The following is a 25525-nucleotide window of genomic DNA, read 5'->3' on the forward strand; positions in this document are numbered from 1 at the left end:
AGGCAAACAGTGCCCACCTCAACGACCAGCACCGACACCCGCCCGCGCGCCGCCAAGCCCAATGAAGGCGCCGGCGACGAAATCCTCGCGCTGTCGCGCGGCCTGACGCTGTTGCGCCGCGTCGCCTCGGCCGACGCGCCGATCAGCAACCGCGAACTCGCCGAACTCACCGGAATCCCCAAGCCCACCGTTTCGCGCATTACCGCCACGCTCGTCAGCGCGGGCTTTCTGTTTCAGTTGCCGGACAGCGAACGATTCGTGCTGACGGCATCGGTACTCGAATTGAGCAATGGTTTTTTGCGTAATTTCGACATCCGGGCGCGCGCCCGGCCGTTGCTGATCGATCTCGCCGAACGCACCTCGCTGTCCGTGCACTTGATGGCGCGCGACCGGCTCGATATGGTCGTCATCGACACGATCCGTCCCCGTTCCGCGGTGCTCGTGTCGCGGCTCGAAGTGGGCTCGCGCGTGGACTTGGCGCGCACGGCCGCCGGCCGCGCGTATCTGGCGGCGCTCTCCGAAACGGAGCGGCGCGAAGTGATGGCGGGCCTGCAGGCGGCGTCCGGCGACGACTGGCCGCACATCCACGCCCGGCTTGCCGCTTCGCTCGAGGAAACGCACCGGTTGGGCTTCGCCATCGCAACCGGCGAGTGGTATTCGGAGCTCAATGCGATCGCGGCGGGCTTCGTCGGGCCTTCGGGCGAACGGTACGCCGTCAACTGCGGCGGCGCGGCGCATATGTGCCCGCGCGAGTGGCTGATCGAGCGCGCGGCGCCGGTCCTGACCGAATGCATAGAGCGCATCGTCCGCGAAATCGGCGGCGCGCCGCGCCAGCGTCTTCGCGATTGATCGCGCGCCGATCGCATCGGCGCCAGTTAGTGTAACGGCCGTAAGAAACCGAAAAATCCCCCGCTGGACTCGCTAAGGCGGCGGGACGTAGCATCTTGCATCGACGGTGCGGCCATCCGCGGCCATCCGCGATGCAGGCGGACGGCCCCGCGGTGTACCGAACCGATTGCGCCTCCCACGGCCGCCCCCGCATGCGCGCTGCGCCTGCTCACCCACGCCGTATTGGCATTGCCGCTAAAAAAATACTTCGATGGCCGAACAAGAGAATCGCCCCCCTTCGTACGAAAAAGGATCGCGCCCGCCTATCGATACGGACCGATCTGTCCGTCGCGCGCGTACCCGGCGCCGCACCGCGATCGCCGTCGTCATCGTGCTCGCGCTGATCGCTCTGTTCTGGTGGCGGCCGTGGAGCCGCTCGGGCGCCCCCGGCACCGGCCCGGCGGCGACGGCGCGCCGCGGCGGCCGCGCGGCGCTCGCGAACATGGCACAGCCCGTGCACGTGGCGACGGCCGCTGCCGGCGACATGCCGATCGTACTAACCTCCCTCGGCACCGTGACGCCGCTAGCCACGGTGACGGTCAAGACGCAACTCGCGGGCACGCTCCAAAGCGTCGCGTTCAAGGAAGGACAGCTCGTCAAAGCGGGCGAGCTCCTCGCTCAGATCGACCCGCGTCCGTATCAGATCTCGCTGGCGAACGCCGAGGGCACGCTAGCCAAGGACACCGCGCTGCTGCAGACGGCACGCCTCGATTTGAAGCGCTACCAAACGCTGCTGGCGCAAGATTCGATCGCGTCGCAGCAGGTGGACACGCAAGCATCGCTCGTGAAGCAGTACGAGGGCCAGGTGCAATCGGACCACGCGAGCATCGACACCTACAAACTCGACCTCACCTACGCCCGCATTACGGCGCCCGTCTCGGGCCGCGTCGGCCTGCGGCAAGTCGATCCGGGCAACTACGTGACGCCGTCCGATACGAACGGCATCGTCGTCATCACCCAATTGCAGCCGATCAGCGTCATCTTCACGACTTCGGAAGACAATCTGCCGGCCATCCTCAAGCAGATGCACGCCGGCGCGAAGCTTTCGGCGACGGCCTACGACCGCAACAACACGATGCCGCTCGAATCCGGCTATCTGGAGACGATCGACAACCAGATCGATACCGCCACCGGCACCGTCAAGCTGCGCGCCTTGTTCGGGAACGACTCGCAGATGTTGTTCCCGAATCAGTTCGTGAACGCGCGCCTGTTGGTCGATACGATCCATCAGGCGGTGATCGTGCCGAGTTCGGCCGTGCTCAATGGCGCGAACGGCCCGTTTGCGTACGTCGTCAAACCCGATGACACCGTCACGGTCCGTCCTTTGAAGGTCGGCCCGATCGACGGCGAGCGTACCAGTATTGCCTCGGGGCTCGCGATCGGCGAGCGCGTGGTGATCGACGGCTCCGATCGCCTGCGCGAGGGCGCGAAAATCACCGTGGCGCCCGATGCCGCCGCCGTGCTGCGCGCCGCGTCAGGCGGACGCGAGGCCGGCGCCGCACCGGGGGGCGCCTCCGGCGCGCACGCGCACCATCGCAAAAGCGCGTCAGGCACGGCCGGCGCGCGGTAACGGCGGATACGCACCCGCATGAATCCGTCTCGCGCCTTTATCCTGCGCCCCGTCGGCACCGCCCTGCTGATGGCGGCCATTATGCTGGTCGGCCTCGTCGCGCTGCGCTTTCTGCCGATCTCGGCGTTGCCCGAGGTCGACTATCCGACCATCCAAGTCCAAACGTTCTACCCCGGCGCGAGCCCGGAAGTCATGACCTCGGCGGTCACCGCGCCGCTCGAGCGGCAGTTCGGCCAAATGCCCTCGCTCAATCAAATGTCGTCGCAAAGCTCGGCGGGCGCATCGGTCATCACGCTGCAATTCAGCCTCGACCTGCCGCTCGACATCGCCGAGCAAGAAGTCCAGGCCGCGATCAACGCGGCGGGCAACCTGCTGCCCGCCGATCTGCCCGCGCCGCCGATCTACGCCAAGGTCAACCCGGCCGACGCGCCGATCCTCACGCTCGCGATCACCTCGCCCACCACGCCGCTGACCGACATCGAGGATCTCGCCGACACGCGGCTCGCGGAAAAAATCTCGCAGGTGGCCGGCGTCGGCCTCGTGAGCATCAGCGGCGGCCAGCGGCCCGCGGTGCGCATTCAGGCCAATCCGCTCGCGCTCGCCTCGTACGGGCTGAACCTCGACGATTTGCGCTCGAGCGTCGCGAACCTGAACGTGAACACGCCCAAGGGCAACTTCGACGGACCGACGCGTAATTTCACGATCAACGCGAACGATCAGCTCACCGACGCCCAAGCCTATAACGACGCCATCGTCGCGTACAAAAACGGCCGGCCCGTGATGCTGACCGACGTCGCCAAAATCGTAAGCGGCGCCGAGAATACGAAGCTCGGCGCATGGGTCGGCATGAACGGCAACGTGAAGCCCGCGATCTTGCTGAACATCCAAAGGCAACCGGGCGCCAACGTGATCCAAGTGGTGGACAGCGTCAAGACGCTACTGCCGCAGTTGCAGGCGTCCCTGCCCGCCGCGGTCAACGTGGCCGTGGTCACCGACCGCACGACGACGATCCGCGCCTCGGTGCGCGACGTGCAGTTCGAGCTCGCGATGTCGGTCGTGCTCGTCGTGCTCGTCATGTATCTGTTTCTCGCGAACGTCTACGCGACGATCATCCCGAGTTTGTCGGTGCCGCTCTCGCTGATCGGCACGCTCGCCGTCATGTATCTGTGCGGTTTTTCGCTCGATAACCTTTCGTTGATGGCGCTCACGATCGCCACCGGCTTCGTCGTGGACGACGCCATCGTCATGATCGAGAACATCGCCCGCTACGTCGAGCAAGGCGACACCGCGCTCGACGCCGCGCTCAAAGGCTCCCGGCAGATCGGCTTCACGATCATTTCGCTGACGGTCTCGCTGATCGCCGTGCTGATTCCGCTGCTGTTCATGGGCGACGTGGTGGGCCGCCTCTTTCACGAATTCGCGATCACGCTCGCCGTGACGATCGTCATTTCCGCCGTCGTCTCGCTCACGCTCGTGCCGATGATGTGCGCCAAGCTGCTCAGACATACGCCGCCGCCCGAGAGCCATCGTTTCGAGGCCAAGGCGCATGCCGTCATCGACGCGGTCATCGCCCGCTATGCGGTGGCGTTGCGCTGGGTACTCGAGCGCGAGCGCGCGACGCTCGTCGTGGCCGTCTTGACGCTCGTCCTGACCGCGTTGCTTTATGTGCTGATCCCGAAGGGCTTTTTCCCGGTGCAAGACACCGGCGTCATTCAAGCAATCACGCAGGCCCCGCAGTCGATCTCCTACGCGGCGATGGCCGACCGCCAGCAGGCGTTGGCCGATGCGATCCTCAAGGACCCGAACGTCGACAGCCTGACGTCGTTCATCGGCGTGGACGGCACGAACATCACGCTGAACAGCGGCCGCATGCTGATCAACTTGAAGCCGCACGGCGACCGCTCCAAAAGCGCGACCGAGATCATCCGGGACCTCGAAAGCGAAACGGCTGACGTTGCCGGTGTCACGCTGTATCTGCAGCCCGTCCAAGACTTGACGATCAACTCGACCGTCAGCGCGACGCAGTATCAGTTCATGCTGACCGACCCGAATCCCGACGAGTTCGCCACGTGGGTGCCGAAGCTCGTCGAGCGTCTCAAACAAGCGCCCGAGCTTGCCGACGTGGCCACCGACTTGCAGCAAAGCGGCCGCTCGGTGTTCGTGCAAATCGATCGGGCAACCGCTGCCCGCTTCGGCATCACACCGGCCACGGTCGACAACGCGTTGTACGACGCGTTCGGTCAGCGGATCATCTCGACGATCTTCACGCAGTCGAATCAGTACCGCGTGATTCTCGAAACCGATCCGAACATGCAGCACTACATGGATGCGCTCAAATCGATTTACCTGCCCTCCTCGCAGGGCACGGGCCAACAAGTGCCGCTCAGTTCGATCGCGACGTTCAAGGAGCGCCCCGCGCCGCTTCTAGTCTCGCATCTCGGCCAGTTTCCTTCCACGACGGTGTCGTTCAACCTGGCTCCGGGCGCATCCCTCGGCGCGGCCGTAAAAGCGATCGAGCAAGCCGAGCGCGACGTCGGCTTGCCCGCTTCGTTTCAAACCCGCTTCCAAGGCGCAGCGCTCGCGTTCCAAGCGTCGCTCTCGAACGAGCTGTTCCTCATTCTGGCCGCGATCGTCACGATGTATATCGTGCTCGGCGTGCTGTACGAGAGTTTCATCCACCCGATCACGATCCTTTCGACACTGCCCTCGGCTGGCGTGGGCGCCCTGCTCGCCTTGATCGTCTCGGGGCACGACCTCGACATCATCGGCATCATCGGTATCGTGCTCCTGATCGGCATCGTGAAAAAGAACGCCATCATGATGATCGACTTCGCGCTCGAGGCCGAACGCGAACAAGGCAAGAGCGCGCATGAGGCGATCTATCAGGCCTGCCTACTGCGCTTTAGGCCGATCCTCATGACGACGATGGCGGCGCTGCTCGGCGCATTGCCGCTCATGCTCGGCACGGGCGTGGGCTCGGAGTTGCGCCATCCGCTCGGGATCGCGATCGCGGGCGGGCTCGTGGTGAGCCAGCTCCTCACGCTCTTTACGACGCCCGTCATCTATCTCGGCTTCGATTCGCTCGCGCGCCGCATGCGCGCACGCTTTGGCGGCGCTGGGGAGACGGCGCGATGAATCTGTCGCGCCCCTTCATCGCGCGCCCGGTCGCCACGACCTTGCTCGCGATCGGCATCGCGCTCGCCGGCGTCTTCGCCTTCGTCAAGCTACCCGTCGCGCCGTTGCCGCAAGTCGACTTCCCGACGATCGCGGTCCAAGCCCACTTGCCCGGCGCGAGTCCCGAGACGGTCGCGACCAGCGTCGCGAGCCCGCTCGAGCGCCACCTCGGGCAGATCGCCGACGTGACCGAGATGACGTCGATGAGCGGTGTCGGTCAAACGCGTATCACGCTGCAATTCGGCTTGAACCGCGACATCGACGGCGCCGCGCGGGACGTGCAAGCCGCGATCAACGCGGCGCGCGCCGACCTGCCCTCGAGCCTGCGCAGCAACCCGACGTACCACAAGATGAACCCGGCCGATGCGCCGATCCTCGTGCTCTCGTTGACCTCGAAGACGAAGCGCCCGGGAGAGCTGTACGACGCCGCATCCACGGTCTTGCAGCAGGCGCTCTCGCAAGTGGAGGGCATCGGCGAAGTGGACGTGAGCGGCTCGGCCAATCCGGCCGTGCGCGTGGAGCTCGAGCCGCAGGCCTTGTTCCATTACGGCATCGGACTCGAGGATGTGCGGGCGGCACTCGCGGCGGCGAACGCGAACAGCCCGAAGGGATCGATCGATTTCGGCGCGAACCGCGTTCAGATCTATACGAACGACCAGGCGAGAGCGGCCGCGCAGTACAAGGATCTCGTGATCGCCTATCGCAACGGCGCCGCGATCAAGTTGTCGGACGTCGCGCAGGTGGAAGACTCAGTCGAAGACCTGCGCAATCTCGGGCTCTTGAACGGCCAACGCTCGGTGCTCGTGATCCTTTACCGGCAGCCTGGCGCCAACATCGTCGCGACGATCGACCGCGTGCTGGCGATGCTGCCGCAATTGCGCGCATCGGTGCCGGCGGCGATCGACATCACCCCCGTGGCCGATCGCTCGACCACGATCCGCGCATCGCTCAGAGATACGGAGCGCACGCTGATCGTGGCCGTGTTGCTCGTCGTCACCGTCGTCTTTCTGTTTTTGCGCAATTGGCGCGCGACGCTGATTCCGAGCGTGGCCGTGCCGATCTCGATCATCGGCACGTTCGCCGCGATGTACTTGTTGAACTACTCGATCGACAATCTCTCGTTGATGGCGTTGATCGTAGCGACCGGGTTCGTCGTGGACGATGCGATCGTCGTACTGGAAAATATCTCTCGCCATATCGAGGAGGGTATGCCGCGCATGCGCGCGGCCTATCTCGGCGCGCGCGAAGTCGGTTTCACGGTCACCTCGATCAGCATCTCGCTCGTCGCCGTGTTCTTGCCGATCCTGCTCATGGGCGGCATCATCGGGCGCCTGTTTCGCGAGTTCGCCGTCACGCTTTCGCTCGCGATCGCCGTGTCGCTCGCCGTTTCGCTCACGGTCACGCCGATGATGTGTTCGCGCTTGCTCGCCGACGGCGCGCACCGACCCAAGGACGGCCCTTTTGCGCGGCGTCTCGAGCGCGCGTTCGCGCGTCTGCAAGGCGGCTATGCGCGCACGCTCGGCTGGGCGCTCTCGCACCCGGCGCTGATACTGGCGATCCTCGTTGCGACCATCGGGCTCAATCTCTTTCTATACGTCGTCGTGCCGAAGGGCTTTTTCCCGCAGCAGGATACTGGGCGTCTCGTGGGCGGTATTCAAGCCGATCAATCCACGTCGTTCCAAGCGATGAAGGTCAAGTTCGGCGAGATGATGTCGATCGTGCAACACAATCCGAACGTCGAGAACGTCATCGGGTTCACGGGCGGGCGGCAAACGAACTCGGGCTTCATGTTCGTCACGCTCAAGCCGAAAACCGTGCGCCGCGCATCGGCCGATCAAGTCATCGCGCAACTGCGCAAGCCGCTCGGGCAAGTGGCCGGCGCGCAGACATTCTTGCAAGCCGTGCAAGACATCCGCGCGGGCGGGCGGCAATCGAACGCGCAATATCAATACACGCTGCTGGGCGACTCGAGCGCCGAAGTCTATAAATGGGCGCCGTTGCTCGCCGAGGCGCTCAAGCATCGGCCCGAGTTGGCAGACGTCAATTCCGACCAGCAACAAGGCGGGCTCGAAGCGTTCGTGACGGTCAATCGCCAGAGTGCCGCGCGCTTGAAGATCACGCCATCGCAGATCGACAACACGCTGTACGATGCGTTCGGCCAACGGCAAGTCTCGACGATTTACAACCCGCTCAATCAATACCACGTCGTCATGGAGGTCGCGCCGCGCTATTGGCAAGACCCGGCGATGCTCAGTCAAATCTATATCAGCACCGCCGGCGGCAGCGCGAGCGGTTCGCAATCGACCAATGCGGTGGCCGGCACGTTCACGGCGGTAACCAAGGGCAGCACCAGCACGACGAGCGCCGCCACGATCGCGGCCGATTCGGCGCGCAATTTAGCGACGAACTCGATTGCCGCGAGCGGCAAGACGAGCGCATCGACGGGCTCCGCCGTCTCCACGTCGAAGGAGACGATGATTCCGCTCTCGGCCGTCGCCTCGTTCGGCCCAGGCAGCACGCCCATCGCCGTCAACCACCAGGGCCCGTTCGTCGCCTCGACGATCTCGTTCAACTTGCCGGTGGGCAAATCGCTGTCGGATGCGACGCGGGCGATCAACGAGACGGCCGCGCAAATCGGCATGCCCGCGACGGTGCACGGCAGCTTCTCGGGCACGGCGCAGGCCTTCCAGAAGTCCACGAGCGACATGCCGATCTTGATTTTGGCGGCGCTCGCCGCCGTCTATATCGTGCTCGGCATGCTCTACGAAAGCTACATCCATCCGATCACGATTCTTTCCACGTTACCCTCGGCCGGTGTGGGCGCGCTGCTCGCGCTGCTGCTGTTTCACTCGGAGTTCAGCATCATCGCGCTCATCGGGGTGATTCTGCTGATCGGCATCGTGAAAAAGAACGCGATCATGATGGTCGATTTTGCGATCGAAGCTTCGCGGCAAGGCATGTCTTCGTTCGACGCGATTCACCGCGCCTGCCTGCTGCGCTTTCGGCCGATCATGATGACGACGTGCGCCGCCCTGCTCGGCGCGCTACCGCTCGCGTTCGGCCGCGGGGAAGGTGCCGAGTTGCGCTCCCCGCTCGGTATCTCCATCGTCGGCGGCCTGCTCGTGAGCCAGGTGCTGACGCTCTACACGACACCTGTCGTCTACCTGTACATGGATCGTCTGAGGGTATGGCGGGAAAAGCGCCGCAGCCCGGGCGACAGCGCCGCGCATCCCGCCAGGTAAGCAGTTGAAACAATTGTGACCGGGGCCGTTATGGCACTTGCTCAAGCGATGACCTAGCCTTGTAGATGCGGCGCCGGCCTTGCCCGGCGCACCCACTCGAGACTGAAGGAGCCCATCGTGCGACGCCTCAACGCTCCACTCGCACTCTTGGCCGCAGCCTGTCTAGGCGCAAGCGGCGCCGCCGATGCGGCGCGTTGGCACGTCGGGATGTATTGGGGCGTGCCCGGACCGTACTACTACCCCTACCCGGCGCCTGTCGTGCCGGCGCCGTATGTGCCGTATTCGCCGTACTATTACGCGCCCTATCCCCCGCCGGTCATCGTCACGCCCGCGCAGCCCGACACCACCTACATCGAGCGTCCGCCGCCGGGCGCCGTCGACGAGACGCAGGACGAACCGCCGCAAGGCACCTGGTGGTACTGCGACAAGACGAAAACTTACTACCCGTACGTCAAACAATGCGCGAGCGGCTGGCGCCAGGTGCCGGCCACTCCGCCCGCCCCTAAGCGGTGATGCGATGAACGATTCTCTACTCGTGCATGCCAAGCGGCGTGCGAAATGGTTGCCGCTCGCGGCACTCGCGGGCCTCGGTGCCTGCACCGTCATGCCGACCGGGCCGAGCGTCATGGCACTGCCCGGCACCGGCAAAACCTTCGACCAATTCCGAGCCGACGACTACAACTGCCGGCAATACGCGCTCGGCCAAGTGGGCGGCGTCAGCGCGAACCAGGGGGCTACGACGGCCGGTGTCGGCAGCGCGGCGCTCGGCACCGCGGTGGGCGCGGCCGCGGGTGCGGCGTTCGGCGGCGGGCGCGGCGCGGCCGTCGGAGCGGGCGCGGGCCTGTTGACGGGGAGCGCGATCGGGATGGGCACCGCGCAAGGCTCGGCATACGACATCCAGCGACGCTACGACTTCGCCTACGTTCAATGCATGTATGCGGCCGGCGAGCGTGTGCCGATGCCGGCGGGCTACGACAATGGCTATGGAACGCGACGGTATTACACGCCGCCCCCTCCGCCGCCGCCCGGTTATTGAATCGAGTGCCGTCGTTTAGCGGTTTCGAAGTATTGGAAGCACAAGATGCTGGCGGCCAGGATCAGAAGACCCACGGTCCCGATGAGAGTGAATGCGGACGCGAACAAGAGCCGATCGCCGAGGAAGCTGATCGCAACCGAAAGCAGTAGAAACATCGAGACGAGCGATACGGACACTGCCTTGAGCGAAGTCACGAGTCCGATTTGATAGAGCAGTCCGCACACCCCGATCAGGGTCAGCATCGGCCAAGGCATAGCGTGCGCCCTCTTCAGGACACTCGCATCGAACAAGAGGACGTATAGCGCCAACCCGATCGTCGAGATCGTGAAATACATGAGGAGCACCGCATCGGAATCCTCGGATCGCGCGACACGTTTGATTTCATACAGCGCGATCGCCCCGAACAGCGCGGAGGCGAGCCCGTATGCGATCCCGGCCACGTCGGCATGCGCGCTCGGATCGACCATGCATGCAACGCCGATCAGCGCGCCGATGACGAACAATGCTCTTGCGTCCAGCCGATCTCGCCGCGTAGCCACCCCGATCGCATAGGCGAAGAAGGGCAACGTATAGGACAGGCACAACGCCGTCGATAATGGAATGCGGGCGATGGCAGCGAACAAACTCGAGACGGATAAGAAGCCGAGCCCGGCTCGCAATAGATGCTTGTGCGGCCTGATGTTTCTAAAGCGATAGCGCTTGAAGCCAAGCAAGCCCCAGTAGATCACGGCAGGTACGCCGAAGCGCGCGAGCAACAGCACGGATTCCGGTACGCCGCTGGCCGCTTTGATCAGCATGCCCATGGCGGCCAAGCTGATCGGGCAAAGCGCGATCGAGGCGGCGATCTCGGGCCTAACGGAACGTAACGCGGTGCTCATCGGCCCATACCTCGAAAGTCGACCCTGTCGAATGCAATGAGAGGGGCACTATCGCATGGAATACCCGATTCACTAACTATCAGAATTGGGAGGAATAAGCCGTTACGGCTTCCATAACGTGTCGCTCCCGCACGCTACCGCTCGGCCCCGAGCGAAACATCCAACGTGCCGTCGGCTCGCATCCGGACCCGTCCGCGCGCGACGTCGCGCCGATAATCGTATAGATCGAATCGCATGGTCTCGCGGCTGTCGTCGTGGATCAACGTTCGCGCATTGACGGCGAGCGCATCGAACATTTTCACGTCACCCCCTTCGATCCAGACGTAGCTGCCTTTCGCATGAGCGGGCGGATGCGCCAGCTCGGCGCCCGCCTCGCGCGCGAACTTCAACACGAGCCCTGCGTCGGTCACCTCGGCGCTCTCCAAGCGCCCGGCGAGCAGCGGCGGCGGAAAGACCGTGTACTGATCGAAGACCAGCCGATCGCCTGTCAACTTCGCGCCCTTGCGCTCGAGCGGCGTGAGCGAAGCCAGCGGGATATGCAAAGCACGCAGTAGCCCGGCCTGGGGCACACCCAGCACGGACACGCGATTCGGCGCATAGGCCAGATGCCGCGCGTCGAGCACCTCGATCGTGCCCGTCATCGACAAGGGCATCCAAACGCCCGGCACGCGATTCCAAAGCTTGACGCCACCGGTTACGTCGAGCACGCCGTCATGCGCAGTCAGCGAAAGCGCATTGAGCGAGCGCGGGGAGTAGTCGAGCAGATAGTCGTTGAATAGCGCGGCCATCGCGGGCCACGGTTCGAGCACCTCGCCGCCGACGATTCTGATCTCGTATTGATTCGGATCGTCGAGGTCGACCGGATCGCCCGGCTGCTTCGGCACCATCTGAACGTCGAGCGAACGGACGTGAAAGCCGATCCCTCCGGTAACGAAAAAGTCGACGTTGGACAAATGCGCGCAAGTCGGCGCGCCGTGCGAGGCCCGCTCGGTCCCCGGCGTCGCGATGCTCGGCGCGGGCCATGACGCGCGCAGGCGGTCCGGGGCGATCGCGTTCTTCTCGCCGGTTGCGCGCGGCTCCGTCATCGTTGCACCCGCAACCATTTCGCGCGGCTCGTTGCCGTTGCCGGGCACGGTGCGCCACGTCTGCCTAGCCGTCTCGAGCGCATGTTGCTGCGCACGCAAAAACGTATCGTTGTAGCGCGCCGAGGCCGAGCCCGGCGACACCGCCACGGGCGCGGCAGCGGACGGGACGAAGACGTCCAGCGCGCCGTCGGGCCGAAAGGTCATGTATCCCGCGGAGAGTTGGTCGCGGTAGCGATATAGATCGAATACGAACGGAGCCTGCTCATCGAGCGGATGCAACGCGAGATCGAGGTTCATCGGCATCGAACGCATGAACTTCACGTCGCCGCCGACGAGCAGCATGCCGCGTGCGGGCGTACGGGCGGGCCATTCGATCGTCTTGAGCGTGCCGTCGTCGAGCGTCAGCGTGACACCTTCAGGCGAGACCTTCACGCCGACGATCGTCATCGATAGCACCGGCGGCGGCATGAGGCGCGCCGCGCGCATGACGATATCGTTGCCGGACAGGCGCGCGATCGGCGTATCGACCGTCAATAAGTCGGCCATCCGCACATGGGCCGCGTGCATGAGCCGGTCTGCCTCGACGCCCGCGACGTTCACGCGCGTCGCATGGAACACGAGCGTGCGCGGCGAGCCGAGCGTCAGTTGGCCCGCCAGCGCGAACGGCACCCATGCGCCGCGCCACATCCTCCCCGCCACGCGCAACTCGCCGGCGGCGGGGGTCACGCGCAGATCGCGAAGCGGCGCACCCGCATAGTCGAATAGGTACTGTCCGAAAACGGCGGTCAAGCGATCGGCGTCGAGCGTGACTTCGCCGCGATGCACATCGATCGCGACGCTCGTCGGATCGTCGAAGACGATCGGCTCGCCCGCGCGCGTCGGCGTCATCGTGGCCGCCATCGAGTGAATGACGAACCCCAACTGGCCCGTCACCCTGAAGTCGACGTCGCGCGCGAACAGCATCGTCGCGCCGATTCCGGAATCGCGCAGCGTCGCCTCGCGCGTGCGCGTAAGCGACATGGCGCTCGCCGACGGGATACGCAGCCGCACTTGACGCTCGCGCTCGAGTTCCTGGCTCTTCAAGGCCTCGATACGCGGCGGCGCATCCACGCCTTGCGCGCGGGCCGCTACCGCCGCCTCGCCGCAACCGGCGAGCGATACGAGCGAAATGAACAACCCCGCCAACGCCGATAAGCCGGCCGCGCGAAGGGCGAGATGCCCACGCGCCGGCCGCCGCTGTCGATCGAACATGCCGTCCCCTCCCCGGCAGCCGTGCCGCTCGGCGCATGGCGCGCGCCGGCGGGCCGCCGAACTCTCTCGTTTTCAACGTGACGCAACGCTTCGATTGTCGTGCTTTGTATGCGCTGCGCCGTATCGAAATCGTAGAGGCTCGTCACCAAACGGCAGGGCCGCAAGAAGGCGCTTGCGGACGCGGCCCCGCGCCGCGGGTCAAACGCGGGCGAGGGAGGACCACTCGCGCGGCTATTGCCGCGGATGCTGTTTCGCCCACTCCTCGACGGCGCTCATCGTGTTCTTCACATGCTCGTCGGGCGATAGGCTCGTGTATTCGTAAATGATCGTGCCGTCCGGCGCGATCACGTACGACACACGGTTCGCCATCGTTCTCACGAGCGGCATCGCCGCATCGTAGGCATCGATGATGTGCCGTTTCGGATCGGCCGCCACAGGGAATTTGCTGCGGCACTCGCTGACCGAGAACTTCTTGAGCGTGCCGATATCGTCGTGCGATACGCCGATCACGGTCGCACCGTAGCGTTTGTATTCATCGACGGCATCGGCGAACTCGTGCGCCTCGATCGTGCATCCCTTCGTGAACGCGGCCGGATAGAAATAGAGTACGACGGGGCCTTTTTTCAGGGCGTCGGCAAGCGAATACGAATAGGCGTTGCCGCCGAGGGAGGCCTCGGTCGTGAAAGCGGGCGCTTTATCGCCCACCTTGAGTACCGCCGACGCATCGAAAGAACAGACGGCGAGGACAGCGCCAAGTATGGCCGCGCACGCGGCGCGGTGGATGCTTCGCTTCATCACGATTCCTCGGTTCAAGGGTTGGCGCACGCAAACGAACGTTTGCGCGGGTCGCATGGCGCGGTGGGCGCCCGCCGGGGCGTCCACCGCGCACGCGCCCTATTGAACCATGGCTGCGCGTTTGCTGCCGGCAACCGCCCGGCTCACGCCGCCTCGTGCGCGTGCGTCCACATCGCGGCCTCGAGATTGATTTCGGCGAACGTCGAGGACGTGAGCGCGGCGAGTTCCGGATGCACCCGCGAGAGTTCGCGGGCCGCCCGCTCGTGCTCCCCGCGCTCCACCGCTTCCGCGATCGTGAGCATGGCGCCGAGCAATCCCGCGCGATGCACGATGGCGTCGCTGATCTCCGGGACGAGCCCGATCTGGACCAGCGACGTGTTCGGCGCGGCGTCGCCGAGCAGCACGTGCACGAGCGAAAATACCCCCGTCATGAACGCGCAATCGCCGAAACGCTCGCTATCGGGCCGAACCCGCGCCGCGGCCAGTTCCATGAAGCGCGAGCGGGCGCCGACGAGCTGCGCCAGCGGATCGGAGCGCCACGACAACTCGCCGTTCGATGCGTATAGCAGCAGTTGCGCCCAGCGGGCGATTTGCCGCGTGCCGGCCGCGAGAATCGCTTCGCGCACCGAGCCGATTCGGCGCCCCAATCCGTAGGCGCTTGAATTCACGAGGCGCAATAGCTGCATGACGACGTCGGGGCTGCGCTTCAATTCCTGCTCGAGTCCGCTTAAGGGCGCCTCCGACGCGATCAACGCGAGCATGCGCAGCAACGACTGCCGCGACGGGTCGCCGCGGCGCGTCGAGAGCACCTGCGGGCGCGCGAAGAAATACCCTTGGAACAAATCGAAACCCAGCGCTTGGGCGAGCGCGAAATCGTCGCGCGTCTCCACCTTTTCGGCGATCAGCGTCTTACCATGCGCTTTCACTGCCTCGGCGAGGGCCGGTAACCGCTCGCGATCGGCCGACAGCAGATCGACCTTGACGATATCGACGTGCGGCAATAGCGCGATCAGCGCGTCCGACAAGTCGCTGATATCGTCCAGCGCGACCTTGAAGCCGGTTCGGCGCAGTCTGTCGATGCGCTCGATGAGCGGCGGATCGACGCATACCGTTTCGAGCACTTCGAGGATGAAGCGTTCGGGCGGCAGTAGCATGACCGCGTCGTCGAACAGCATCTCGCGGCACATGTTCACGTAGCCGCGATGCGGTCCGAGCGTCGCGGCGACGCCCATGCTGCACATCGTGTTGACGACCACGCGCGCCGTGGCTCGCGCATCGTTGCAGATGAAGGCGCGGTTCACCTCGCTCTCGCGAAACAAGAGCTCATAGGCCTCGAGTGCTCCGTCCCGGGCGACGATCGGTTGACGTCCGAGGTAGAGACAGTCGATTTCGCATTCGGCGCGTGCTTCGCAAACGGGCGGCGCATCCGTGCGGACAATCGAGATTTTGGCCATAACTCTTTCAGCTTGGTGTAGAACAGACGAGCGCGTCGCGTGCGGCCGAGGCCGCCGAAACGTCTTGCAAGCGGGACTAGGCACGCCCCGCCTCCGTGCGCCGCCCGCAGCCAGGGACGGGGCCGGACAGGCCGCCCCCTTTCCCGGGCACGGCCCCATTGTCCACAAAATATGCCTCGAAAGCATGTCGGGACCAATCCCGAGTCGAGTTTTGCTCGAAATAGGCACATCGACCCTAAAGAATTCTTACGCGCGGCCGATATTGAGTCCTGATAGGAGGTATGGCGAGCCGCTTAGCGCCCTCTGCCCGATCGACTTCAGTCGCCAGCGAGAACGAATGGAAGCAAAATCAACCGGCGCGTCGCGCCGCAGCGCTTGGCGCGCGGCGCTCGACCTGTTGCGCGGACGCGCAGGTAGGGTCCGCGCGCACCCAGACGCCTTCGATTTCGGCGGCGAACACGGCGCACTGACGTTGCAACTCGAAAAAACCCTGGGTGCGGTCGATTTTTTGGCGCACGTGGACAAACAGTTGCGCTTTCTGTACGTGTCGGACGCGAGCCTTCGGTTCATCGGCTATCGGCGCGAGTACCTGCAAACGGTCACGTTGCATGAACTCGTACCCAGCGGCGAGACCCAGGCGCTGGATTCCCTGATCGCCCGGGCCGCCGAAAGCGGCCGGGTCGAACGCGCCACGTTGCACCTGATGAAATCGCTGACGTACCCGATCGCGGTGGAACTGCGGGTCGTCGCCAGCCCCCATGCCGGCGCGGCGGGCTTCGCGATCAGCGCGTTCGACGTCTCGGCGTGGCGCGCCACCGAGGAGCGGCTCACCTACGAGCTGCACAGCGATCGCATGACGGGCTTGGCGAATGCGCTCGCGCTCGCCGGCGCGGTCAAACGCGCGCAGGAGCAGGCCGACGCGGACGGCACGGGAGCGGCCCTGCTGCTGGTCGATCTCGACGACTACCAACGCGTGAACCGTGCGCTCGGCTACGATGCCGGCGACCAGTTGCTGCGCGAGACCGCCCGGCGGCTCGAAGCGCTCGTCAGCGCCGACGAAACGCTCGCCCGCGTGACGAGCGACGAATTCGCGATTCTCGTGCGCGCGGGCACGCGCGAATTGGCCGCACAGCAAGCCGAGGCGCTCGGCCGGCGCTTCATGACGGCGGTCCAGCAGCCCTACGCGGTGGACGGCCAGCCGGTCCACCTGTCGGCCAGCGTGGGCGTGGCGCTCTACCCCGATCCGGCGCACGACAGCGACGCGTCCGGCTATTACGACCAACTGCTGCGCCGCGCCGACCAGGCGCTGTCGCAGGCCAAGGCGTCGGGCAGCAACACCCTCGCGTTTCACACGGCGCATGCCGACCCGGCCGACGCGGAGCGCCTCAAACTCGAAGCCGACCTCTACGACGGCGTGCGCAACGGCGAGTTTTCGCTGCATTTCCAGCCGATCACGAGCAGCCATAGCCGCGGCGTCGTCGGGGTGGAGGCGCTGATCCGCTGGCACCACCCCGTGCACGGATTCGTTCCGCCCTCGACGTTCATCCCGCTCGCCGAATCGATCGGCCTCATCAACTACCTCGGCAATTGGGTCCTGAAAATCGCCTGCATGCAATTGATGCAGTGGGACGCACAGGGCATCGTCCTGCAATACGTGGCCGTCAACGTCTCGCCGCAGCAGTTTCGCGACCCTCGCTTCACGCAAAACGTGCGCGACGCGCTGGCGCTCACGGGCGTTGACCCGAGCCGGCTCGTGTTCGAGATCACCGAGTCGCTGCTGATGCAGGACCCGGCCCATGCGAAGGTGCTGCTCGAGGACTTGACGACGATCGGCATCCGCTTCGCGGTGGACGATTTCGGTACCGGTTACTCGTCGCTGGCATATCTGCAACGTTTTCCCCTCGCGAAACTGAAGATCGACCGCAGCTTCGTCGAGAACCTGCTAACCTCTCGCAACGATCGCGCGATCGTGTCCGCGGTGGTCGGACTCGCGCAGACGCTGGAGCTCGAACTCGTCGCCGAGGGAGTCGAAACCGAGGCGCAGCGCGAGTTACTGACATCGATGGGCTGCGATCACATTCAGGGCTGGCTGGTGTGCAAGGCATTGCCGTCCGACGAGCTGGCCAAACGCTTCGAGGACCGTGTGCTTCATTTGCACGAGGCGGCGAGCGCCGCCGCGGCATAGATAAACAGATATCCGTATGGTTCGAACGAGATTCACATGGTAAAGGCGGCGCTGCTCGATAAGCTGTGGGCGCGCATGAGCGAACGCGGCGACTTCCCGATGCTGTCGCAATCGCTGCGCACGACGATGGCGGCCATGACGAACGACGACCTCGATTTCACGGCACTCGTGCAAGTCGTGTTGTCGGACTTCGCGCTCACGCAAAAGGTGCTGCGGCTCGCCAACTCGGCCATGTACATGGCGTTCGGCGGCAACATCACGACCGTTACGCGCGCGTTGATGGTGCTCGGGATGGACGCCGTCGGCCACCTCGTCGTCGGCCTCAAGCTCGTCGACCACTTCCATCACAGCGCGCCGCACCGCATCGACGCCAAGCTCGAACTGAATCGCACGATGCTCTCGGGTTGCGTGGCCCGCAAGCTCACCGAGCAGGGCGATTTGCGCGAGGGCGAGGAAGCCGTCGTCTGCACGCTGATGCGGCAGGTCGGCAAGCTGCTCGTCGTCTTCTATCTCGAGACCGAATGGGAACAGATTCGGCAGAAGGCGAGCGCCGGAAACCTCGACGAGAGCGAAGCCTGCGCCGCCGTGCTCGGCGTGAGCTTCGAGGAGCTCGGACAAGAGGCGGCCACGCGCTGGCGTCTGCCCGATATGATCCGCGCCGGCATGGGCACGTACGAGCCCGATGCCAAGGAGCCGCCGCAGATTCATTGGCTGCGCGCCGTCACCAATTTCTCGACCGAAGTAGCCGGCGTGCTGAGCGCCGCCGACGTGGCCGAGCACGCGCGCGAAGCGCAGATCGCCGAATTGGCGCGGCGCTATGGCCGGGCGCTCGGCAGTGAGCCCGAAGAGCTCGCGCAGATGACCGTCTCGCTCGCACGCGAGGAAGCCGGCGAAGGCTTCATGCGCGAAATCGACGAGCTGCGCGCCAACGCCGATGCCATCGCCCGCGCAAGCGTCAATGCCGAAGCGCGCATCGCCGCCGGCCTCGAAGATCTACGCGCCCTGCCCTCCGAAAACGCGCTGGCGCCCGTGCTGGCGCTGGCCTCGGAAACGGTATTGGCGGGGTTGAACTTTACGCGCACGGTCGTATTCGTGCGCCAAGGCTCGGGCTTTTACAAGGCTCGGCTCGGCTTCGGCCGCGACGTGGAGCGCGCCCTGCCCTCGCTGTTTTTCAAGGAAGCGTTCGAGCCCGACGTCTTTCACCTCGCGATCGCCAATTCGGTCGGGATCTTCATCGAGAATGCGCGCGATCCGAAGATGATGGCGCGCTTGCCGATCTGGTATCGCAACGCGTTCGACGATGCGCGCTCGTTCGTGCTGCTGCCAGTCACCGCCCATCAATCGACGGTCGCGCTGCTCTATGGCGACTGGTCGCTCTCGCAAGAGACGCGCAAGGTGTCGCAAACGCAGATGAGCGCGCTCAACGAACTGGCACGCGAATTGGGGCGCTTCTTCGCGCACGCACCCGCGCGCGAACTCGAAACGCTTTGAGGTGACCTGCCCGCCGCCGCGGGGCTGACCGCCTCGCCCGGCTTACTCCTCGATCCGCTCGAGCCCCTCGTTTTCCTTGCTTTGATCGGCCGTGCTGGCCCATGCCGCCGCCGTGATCGCGATCTGGGCGAGCTCGCACGAATCAAGCGGCGCGAGCGCCGCGCTCGCTCGATCGAGCCCGTCCCAATCGCCGCGCTCCAACGCCTCGATGGCGCCGAGCAGCGTGCCGAGCTGCCCTTCGCGCCGCAGGATCGCCGCGCGAATATGGCTGGCGAGCGTCAGCGCCTCGAGCGTGTTTTCGAGCGTATCGCCGAACACGGCATCGACGAGCGAGAACACCCCGGTCAGAAAGGCGCCGTCCACCACCTTACGGTTGGCATGCGCGAGCCGCGCCGAGGCCAGTTCCATGAACCGCGCGCGCGTGGCCGCGAGCTGGACGAGCGGGTCGTGCTCGAGCGGCACCTTGCGGCCGTCCGCGTAGAGCAGCAACTGCGTCCAACGCGCGATGCGATTCGTACCCGTTGCGTTGATCGCGTCGCGCAGCGTGGCGACTTTGCGGCCGATGCTGGCCTCGCCCGAATTGGCGAGACGCATCAGATGCATGACGAGAACGGGATTGAGCTTGAGTTCCGCTTCGAGCTGCGCGACGCTCGGATCGGACGAAAGCAGACGCAGCAAATTGAGCAGCGCCTGACGCGGCGCGTTCACACGGCGCCCGCTCTGTTTGCAGCCGCGCGCGAAGAAGTAACCTTGGAACAAATCGAAGTGCAGCGCTTTGGCCTGTTCGAAGGCCTCGTGCGTCTCGATGTTCAGCGCGATCAAGAGCTTGCCTGCCGACTTCAGCGCCTTCGCGAGCCGCTGCAACATGTCGGGATCGAAGTGCGCCGGGTCGATTTTGATCGCATAGGCGTAAGGCAGCAGCTTCGCGAAAGCCTCGTCGGGTTTGCGCAAGTCGTCGATCACGAATCGATAGCGCCTCGCATGCAGCGTGACCAGGCGCGCGATCAGTTCCGAATCGACGGCCAAGTCGGGCGATATTTCGAGGAAAAAACGGTCGGGGGCCAGCCGCGCGATCGCATCGGAGAAAAGCAGCGGACGGCTGAGATTCAGATAGCCCGGGTGCCCCGACAGCGCGGTCCGTACATCGCTTGCGCCAAGTGCGTCGAGTAGATGCGCGGCGGCGGCATCGGTCGCCTTGCGGATATCGGGTTCGTCGCCGGCGTCCACCGGCAACTGGCGCAGATGCAACTCGAAGCCGCGCAGCAAACCGTCTGCATCGAGGAGCGGCGCCCTCGCGGGATACCTCACATGGCCGGCACGGGCCGAATCCGATTGGACTTCGGCACCCGCCGGGCGCTGCGCCGAGTCGGTCATCGTCCCCATCGCCCCTCTCCTTTCTTTTTCTTACGATTTAGCGGCGCGACGCTGGTCTCGACGTCGTCTGTGCGCGCAAGTTCGGGCGATTATAACCGTAAAGCCGTGACCGAAAATCGAGGCTCGGCACCATGCGCGGCGCGGTTTTTACCGCACCGCGCACGGTGTGCGCCGCCATCCGGCGATGCGTTACTTCAGGACCACTTTGACGTCGAAATACTTCGCGGCGATCTTGTCGATCGTGCCGTCGGCCTTGAGCGCCTTGAGCGCGCCGTTCAATTGGGCGAGCAATGCTTTATCGCCCTTGCGCACGCCGTAGCCCACGCCCGAGCCGAGCAACTTGTCGTCGGACACCGTCGGGCCCGCATAGTCGAAGCCGGCGCCTTGAGGGCGCTTCAAAAACCCTTTCGAAGCCGCCTCGGAATCTTGGAAAGCGGCGTCGAGCCGGCCCGAGGCGAGGTCGGCATAGACCTGGTCTTGGGTTTGGTAGGAGACGACGTCGATGCCGGCCGGCGCCCACTTGGCCTTTGCATAGGTTTCTTGGATCGTGCCTTGCAGCACACCCACGTGCTTGCCCTTGAGCGAGGCGGCGCTCGGTTGCAGGCCGCTGCCCTTCTTGGCGATCAACTGATTCGGGATGGTGTAGATCGGATCGGTGAAGTCGATCGCCTGCTTGCGCTGATCGGTGATCGTCATGTCCGAGTTGATCGCGTCGAACTTGCGCGCTTGCAGAGCGGGAATCAGGCCGTCGAAGTCGTTTTCGACCCAAACGCATTTGACGTTCAGCTTCGCGCAGACCGCGTTGCCGACGTCGATGTCGAAGCCTTGCAGTTGTCCCGAGGCGCTCTTGGACTCGAACGGCGCATACGATGCTTCGACGCCGAAGCGCAACTGCTTCAGATCCGCCGCGGATACGCTGCCGGCCGCAGCCACTGCCGTCGCCGCGATGAGTGCGAGCGACACCTTCTTGCGCAAGTTCAATTTCATCAGGTAGATCCTAGACAGAGTTGATACCGGGGGGAACCTGGCGCGCATCGTCGCCGCGCCAAAATTGCCGTTCAAATACCCGCCGCGCCGTTGATGCAGCGCACAAGGCGGATGGGACCGGCATTGTACGGGTATCGCGCGCCACGACGCGCGCAGATCGGCACGCGATGCCGGCGGGCAGCGGCGAATCCGAGCGGCGCGCGCTCGCGGAAAAATCGCAATTGCGTGTCGCGCGGCGGCAAGTCGGCCGAGCCTCGGCGCTGCCGGGCATCGCCGGCGCATGCGCACGAACCGCTTTTGATGCATGTCAACGGCCGCGGCCGCGCGCTCGCCACAATCGGTGTGCATAAGCGGTCGCCGCCGTCGCGGCGCATCGGCATATCGCATGGCGGAGACGCACGATCATGAACTGGCTAGCCGAATATTTCGCGCAACGCACCACCCCGCTCACGTTGTCGCTGTCGGCTCATCCGCCGCTCGCGATCGGCCCCGACGGGCCCGTCACGCAGCCGCTCTACGCGCTGCCGTATCCGGGCGCCGAACTCGTCTTCAGCCCCGGGGAAACGCTCGAGCATGGGGGCCACACCTACACGGTGCCCGCGCGTTACGAAACGAAAGGCGTGCTGGCAACGCACGCAATCGGCTTGCCGCCCAACGCGCCGTGCCCGCCGTTTTTCAGCCGCGTCGCGATCTATGCCCCCTCGCCGTTCAACCCCGAGTTCCTCGTCTCCATCAACGACGTCTTTTCGTTCATCCCGGTCTTCGCCAAAGACGGCAGCCCCGGTTTTTTCGGCACGGCGTTCGAGTTGACCGAAGCGGCGGGCGCCGCATCGCGGCTGCGTCTGCCGTGGACGTTCGAAGGCTACATCAGCATCTGAAATGGAAGCGCTCACGAACGCCCCGGCCATCCTGTGGTTCGACGAGATCCGCCGCACCGACGTCGCGCGCGTCGGCGGCAAGAACGCGTCGCTCGGGGAAATGGTGGCGACGCTATCTAGCGAAGGCGTCAGCGTGCCGCCCGGCTTCGCCACGACCGCCGATGTCTACTGGCGTTTCATCGACGCCAACGCGTTGCGCGATTCGATTGCGTCCACGCTCGGCGCTTACGCGGCCGGCAAGCTCACGCTCGCGCAGGCCGGCGAGACGATCCGCCGCGGCATCACGCAAGGCGAATGGCCCGAGGCGCTTTCCATGGCGATCGCGGATGCGTATCGGCGACTGTCCGAGCAAATCGGAGAAAGCGAGGTCGATGTCGCCGTCCGCTCGAGCGCGACGGCCGAGGACTTGCCCGACGCCAGCTTCGCCGGCCAGCAGGAAACGTTCTTGCATGTCCGCGGCGAGCGTGCGCTGCTCACCGCCTGCCGTCGCTGCTACGCCTCGCTGTTCACCGACCGCGCGATCAGCTATCGCGAGGCCAAGCAGTTCGATCACACGCACGTGGCGCTCTCGATCGGCGTGCAACGCATGGTCCGCTCCGATCTGGGCGCGGCCGGCGTGATGTTCTCGATCGACACCGAAACGGGCTGCGACAAAATCGTCGTCGTCGATGCGTCATGGGGACTCGGGGAAAACGTCGTGCAAGGCGCCGTCGATCCCGACGAATACGAGGTCTTCAAACCGCTGCTGCACGATCGCGCGTTGCGCCCGATCATCGAGAAGAAGCTCGGCGCCAAGGCGCAAAAAATGGTCTACGCGAACGAAGGCGAACGCACGACGAAAAACGTACCGACCTCCAAAGCCGAACGCGCGCGCTACGTGCTCGACGACGGCGAGATTCTCTCGCTCGCGCGCTCGGCATGCGCGATCGAAAAACATTACGGCTGCCCGATGGATATGGAATGGGCGAAAGACGGTGCAAGCGGCGAAATCTTCATCGTGCAAGCTCGCCCCGAGACCGTGCAATCGCGGCGTGAAGCCAGCGCGATCAAGACCTACCGTTTGACGCAAGCAGGCCCGCTCCTGCTGACGGGGGTGGCCGTGGGCGAGGCGATCGCAACAGGACTCGTCTGCGTGATCGAGCATCCGCGCGAAGCCGAGCGCTTCGTCGATGGGGCGATTCTCGTCACGCACAACACGGACCCCGACTGGGTGCCGCTCATGCGGCGCGCCGGCGCGATCGTCACCGACCATGGCGGGCGCACCTCGCATGCCGCGATCGTGAGTCGCGAGCTCGGACTGCCCGCGATCGTCGGCACGGCGAACGCGACGCACCTGCTCCACGACCAGCAAGAGATCACCGTTTCATGCGCGCAAGGCAGCGACGGCTTCGTCTACGCGGGACGCGCGCAGTTCGAGGTCGAATCGATCGACTTTACCGCGCTCGCGCCAACGCGCACGCAAGTCATGCTCAATCTGGCCAACCCAGCGGCGGCACTGCGCTGGTGGCGCTTGCCGGCCGACGGTGTGGGGCTTGCACGCATGGAGTTCGTCGTCGGCAATGCGATCAAGATCCACCCGATGGCTCTCGCACGCTACGACTCGCTGCCGGAGGACGAAACCAAGCGCACGATCGCCGCGCTCACAGCCGGTTATGCCGATCGGACCGAATATTTCGTCGATCGGCTCGCGCGCGGACTCGCACGCATCGCCGCCGTCCAGTATCCGCATCCGGTCATCGTGCGCCTGAGCGACTTCAAGACGAACGAGTACGCCAATCTGATCGGAGGCGCCGCGTTCGAACCGCACGAAGAAAATCCGATGCTCGGTTTTCGCGGTGCCTCGCGCTACGATTCGCCGCGCTATCGCGACGGCTTCGCGCTCGAATGCCGCGCGATCGATCGCCTCCGAAGCGAGCTCGGCTTCGCGAACGTCATCGTCATGGTGCCGTTTTGCCGCTCGCCGAAAGAAGCCGACCGCGTGCTCGCGGTGATGGCCGAGCACGGGCTCGTCCGCGGCGAGCATGGCTTGCAGGTCTACGTCATGTGCGAGATACCGTCGAACGTGATCTTGGCGCACGCGTTCGCGCAGCGTTTCGACGGCTTTTCGATCGGCAGCAACGACCTCACGCAACTGACGCTCGGCGTGGACCGCGACTCCGCCGAGCTCGCCGCGCTGTTCGACGAAGAAGACGATGCGGTCAAATGGATGATCGCGCGCGTGATCGAGTCGGCGCATCGCGCGGGGGCCAAAGTCGGCCTATGCGGGCAAGCGCCGAGCGACCGGCCGGCGTTCGCGCAATTTCTCGTCGAATGCGGCATCGATTCGATTTCGGTGACGCCCGATAGCTTCGTCGCGGTCAAGCGGCGCGTCGCGCAGGCTGAAGCCGGATTCGCGTCGCGCGATGCTAAGGCGGGGCGGGCCGCGTCCGACGAGTGACGCTAAAAGGTGGGGGATTGTCGAACCGCGCTCAACGAACGCGGACGCTCACGCAGCACATCGCCGGGCGCGCTTCGGTGGGGGGAAAGACACACCACGAGCCGTCGCCGTGGCGAAACAGAAAAATCGATCGCACGCCGTCCGGCGCACGCGTTTCGACGCAGACGTAACGCACGCGATTGCCGACCATCCGGCCGGTGCGAAGCACGCGCGCGGGAGACGCGAGGGTCGGCGCAAGCCACTTGTCCACCAGCGCCCGCAGCGAAATTTTCTCGGCACCCATCGTTCGTCTCCTGACTCGTTGCCTGACGCGCCCGGTCATGCCAGCGGCCGCGCCCTTGAATACAGTATCGGCAACGGCCGCCAGGATCGAAATCAGCGGCCGCCGAGAATCGCGTCAAGCGTTGCCGCTACTTGTCGGAGTCGGACTACAAGCGCTCGCGATGCGCATGAAGCGGCGCACGCTCGTCCCGTTGACGGCCGTCAACCGCCTTTTCCCGCCAGCGCCTATGCTGAAAGGGCAACCGTCGTGCAGGGAGAATGTCATGGCCGCAAATACCTTGATTGCGCTCGTCGTCGCCGGCATGGCGGGGCTATGCGCCACCCCAGTGCTCGCTCAAGAGCGCGAGCGGCCGCTCGGACACGAATCGGCCGTCGGACCCCATACCGGCGCCCATGCGCCCGGCGCAGCGGGCCCCGGCGGGCCAGGCGTCGCTCCGCCCCCGGCGGGGGTAGGCCGGCCGGCGCCGGGCATCATGCAAGGCAACGGACCGCGCAATCCCGCATTCGGTCAGCAAAGT

General features: G+C 65.1%; 17 protein-coding genes and 1 pseudogene. 11 read left to right on the forward strand and 7 right to left on the reverse strand.

Going from position 1 to position 25525, the window contains the following annotated elements:
* The first annotated feature begins 9 nt into the window (after positions 1 to 9).
* The 6 genes from C0Z18_RS11095 (at position 10) to C0Z18_RS11120 (ending at position 9910) form a co-directional block, all read left to right on the forward strand.
* Positions 10 to 849 carry an IclR family transcriptional regulator gene (locus tag C0Z18_RS11095; RefSeq protein WP_102645458.1) on the forward strand — a complete coding sequence of 280 codons (840 nt, stop codon included), beginning with the start codon at positions 10 to 12 and terminating at the stop codon, positions 847 to 849.
* Positions 850 to 1099: 250 nt separating this feature from the next.
* Entirely contained in the window at positions 1100 to 2458 is a 1359-nt protein-coding gene (locus tag C0Z18_RS11100; protein WP_102645459.1) for an MdtA/MuxA family multidrug efflux RND transporter periplasmic adaptor subunit, read from the forward strand.
* Between the two features lie 18 nt (positions 2459 to 2476).
* On the forward strand, positions 2477 to 5593 hold the full coding sequence (locus C0Z18_RS11105; protein WP_102645460.1) for an MdtB/MuxB family multidrug efflux RND transporter permease subunit: 3117 nt from the start codon (positions 2477 to 2479) through the stop codon (positions 5591 to 5593).
* Positions 5590 to 8874 (forward strand): efflux RND transporter permease subunit, encoded by a 3285-nt coding sequence (locus C0Z18_RS11110; protein ID WP_102645461.1) that lies wholly within the window; start codon positions 5590 to 5592, stop codon positions 8872 to 8874. Before C0Z18_RS11105 ends, C0Z18_RS11110 begins: the two co-directional genes overlap by 4 nt.
* 117 nt (positions 8875 to 8991) lie before the next feature.
* Complete coding sequence (locus tag C0Z18_RS11115) at positions 8992 to 9387, forward strand: hypothetical protein (RefSeq protein WP_102645462.1); 396 nt, start codon at positions 8992 to 8994, stop codon at positions 9385 to 9387.
* Positions 9388 to 9391: 4 nt separating this feature from the next.
* Positions 9392 to 9910 carry a YMGG-like glycine zipper-containing protein gene (locus tag C0Z18_RS11120; protein ID WP_102645463.1) on the forward strand — a complete coding sequence of 173 codons (519 nt, stop codon included), beginning with the start codon at positions 9392 to 9394 and terminating at the stop codon, positions 9908 to 9910.
* On the opposite strand, the gene C0Z18_RS11125 is transcribed toward C0Z18_RS11120, so the two are convergent.
* The 4 genes from C0Z18_RS11125 to C0Z18_RS11140 all read right to left on the reverse strand — a co-directional run bounded on the left by C0Z18_RS11125 (position 9904) and on the right by C0Z18_RS11140 (position 15373).
* Positions 9904 to 10788, reverse strand: a complete 885-nt coding sequence (locus C0Z18_RS11125; protein WP_146013993.1) for a DMT family transporter — start codon at positions 10786 to 10788, stop codon at positions 9904 to 9906. The two genes, C0Z18_RS11120 and C0Z18_RS11125, sit on opposite strands and share 7 nt — an antisense overlap.
* A 134-nt stretch (positions 10789 to 10922) precedes the next feature.
* A complete protein-coding gene (locus tag C0Z18_RS11130; RefSeq protein ID WP_102645465.1) occupies positions 10923 to 13124 on the reverse strand; it encodes a hypothetical protein in 2202 nt (733 codons plus the stop codon).
* 231 nt (positions 13125 to 13355) lie between these two features.
* Positions 13356 to 13919, reverse strand: a complete 564-nt coding sequence (locus tag C0Z18_RS11135) for a peroxiredoxin (RefSeq protein ID WP_102645466.1) — start codon at positions 13917 to 13919, stop codon at positions 13356 to 13358.
* A 143-nt stretch (positions 13920 to 14062) separates the two neighbouring features.
* On the reverse strand, positions 14063 to 15373 hold the full coding sequence (locus C0Z18_RS11140) for an EAL and HDOD domain-containing protein (RefSeq protein WP_102645467.1): 1311 nt from the start codon (positions 15371 to 15373) through the stop codon (positions 14063 to 14065).
* Positions 15374 to 15710: 337 nt separating this feature from the next.
* Here C0Z18_RS11140 and C0Z18_RS11145 point away from each other — a divergent pair, with 337 nt between their 5' ends.
* Positions 15711 to 17558 (forward strand): putative bifunctional diguanylate cyclase/phosphodiesterase, encoded by a 1848-nt coding sequence (locus C0Z18_RS11145; RefSeq protein ID WP_102645468.1) that lies wholly within the window; start codon positions 15711 to 15713, stop codon positions 17556 to 17558.
* Between the two features lie 36 nt (positions 17559 to 17594).
* Positions 17595 to 19049: an HDOD domain-containing protein gene (locus C0Z18_RS11150; RefSeq protein ID WP_102645469.1), complete on the forward strand. Its 1455-nt coding sequence runs from the start codon at positions 17595 to 17597 to the stop codon at positions 19047 to 19049.
* A gap of 42 nt (positions 19050 to 19091) precedes the next feature.
* Here the strand turns inward: C0Z18_RS11150 and C0Z18_RS11155 are convergent, their stop codons facing one another.
* Both C0Z18_RS11155 and C0Z18_RS11160 read right to left on the reverse strand, forming a co-directional pair.
* Entirely contained in the window at positions 19092 to 20432 is a 1341-nt protein-coding gene (locus C0Z18_RS11155) for an EAL and HDOD domain-containing protein (protein WP_233217271.1), read from the reverse strand.
* Between the two features lie 180 nt (positions 20433 to 20612).
* Positions 20613 to 21410, reverse strand: a complete 798-nt coding sequence (locus tag C0Z18_RS11160) for an ABC transporter substrate-binding protein (RefSeq protein WP_102645470.1) — start codon at positions 21408 to 21410, stop codon at positions 20613 to 20615.
* A 404-nt stretch (positions 21411 to 21814) separates the two neighbouring features.
* Here C0Z18_RS11160 and C0Z18_RS11170 point away from each other — a divergent pair, with 404 nt between their 5' ends.
* Complete coding sequence (locus C0Z18_RS11170) at positions 21815 to 22288, forward strand: hypothetical protein (RefSeq protein WP_102645472.1); 474 nt, start codon at positions 21815 to 21817, stop codon at positions 22286 to 22288.
* Between the two features lies 1 nt (position 22289).
* Positions 22290 to 24725, forward strand: coding sequence for a phosphoenolpyruvate synthase (gene ppsA / locus C0Z18_RS11175; RefSeq protein WP_102645473.1), 2436 nt, complete (start codon positions 22290 to 22292; stop codon positions 24723 to 24725).
* A 31-nt stretch (positions 24726 to 24756) separates the two neighbouring features.
* On the opposite strand, the gene C0Z18_RS11180 is transcribed toward ppsA, so the two are convergent.
* Positions 24757 to 25008 (reverse strand): hypothetical protein, encoded by a 252-nt coding sequence (locus tag C0Z18_RS11180; protein ID WP_102645474.1) that lies wholly within the window; start codon positions 25006 to 25008, stop codon positions 24757 to 24759.
* A 262-nt stretch (positions 25009 to 25270) separates the two neighbouring features.
* On the opposite strand from C0Z18_RS11180, the pseudogene C0Z18_RS32930 reads away from it, so the two are divergent.
* Positions 25271 to 25525: pseudogene (locus C0Z18_RS32930) on the forward strand (hypothetical protein); the annotation flags it as partial.

Source organism: Trinickia dabaoshanensis (assembly GCF_002879885.1).
Classification (GTDB): Bacteria; Pseudomonadota; Gammaproteobacteria; order Burkholderiales; family Burkholderiaceae; genus Trinickia; species Trinickia dabaoshanensis.

Excerpts from the sequence above, each read along its gene's own strand:
- C0Z18_RS11100 (WP_102645459.1), top strand. The coding sequence starts at position 1,100 with ATGGCCGAACAAGAGAATCGCCCCCCTTCGTACGAAAAAGGATCGCGC.
- C0Z18_RS11105 (WP_102645460.1), top strand. The coding sequence starts at position 2,477 with ATGAATCCGTCTCGCGCCTTTATCCTGCGCCCCGTCGGCACCGCCCTG.
- C0Z18_RS11110 (WP_102645461.1), top strand. The coding sequence starts at position 5,590 with ATGAATCTGTCGCGCCCCTTCATCGCGCGCCCGGTCGCCACGACCTTG.
- C0Z18_RS11120 (WP_102645463.1), top strand. The coding sequence starts at position 9,392 with ATGAACGATTCTCTACTCGTGCATGCCAAGCGGCGTGCGAAATGGTTG.
- C0Z18_RS11125 (WP_146013993.1), bottom strand. The coding sequence starts at position 10,788 with ATGAGCACCGCGTTACGTTCCGTTAGGCCCGAGATCGCCGCCTCGATC.
- C0Z18_RS11130 (WP_102645465.1), bottom strand. The coding sequence starts at position 13,124 with ATGTTCGATCGACAGCGGCGGCCGGCGCGTGGGCATCTCGCCCTTCGC.
- C0Z18_RS11135 (WP_102645466.1), bottom strand. The coding sequence starts at position 13,919 with ATGAAGCGAAGCATCCACCGCGCCGCGTGCGCGGCCATACTTGGCGCT.
- C0Z18_RS11140 (WP_102645467.1), bottom strand. The coding sequence starts at position 15,373 with ATGGCCAAAATCTCGATTGTCCGCACGGATGCGCCGCCCGTTTGCGAA.
- C0Z18_RS11145 (WP_102645468.1), top strand. The coding sequence starts at position 15,711 with ATGGAAGCAAAATCAACCGGCGCGTCGCGCCGCAGCGCTTGGCGCGCG.
- C0Z18_RS11150 (WP_102645469.1), top strand. The coding sequence starts at position 17,595 with ATGGTAAAGGCGGCGCTGCTCGATAAGCTGTGGGCGCGCATGAGCGAA.
- C0Z18_RS11155 (WP_233217271.1), bottom strand. The coding sequence starts at position 20,432 with ATGGGGACGATGACCGACTCGGCGCAGCGCCCGGCGGGTGCCGAAGTC.
- C0Z18_RS11160 (WP_102645470.1), bottom strand. The coding sequence starts at position 21,410 with ATGAAATTGAACTTGCGCAAGAAGGTGTCGCTCGCACTCATCGCGGCG.
- C0Z18_RS11170 (WP_102645472.1), top strand. The coding sequence starts at position 21,815 with ATGAACTGGCTAGCCGAATATTTCGCGCAACGCACCACCCCGCTCACG.
- ppsA (WP_102645473.1), top strand. The coding sequence starts at position 22,290 with ATGGAAGCGCTCACGAACGCCCCGGCCATCCTGTGGTTCGACGAGATC.
- C0Z18_RS11180 (WP_102645474.1), bottom strand. The coding sequence starts at position 25,008 with ATGGGTGCCGAGAAAATTTCGCTGCGGGCGCTGGTGGACAAGTGGCTT.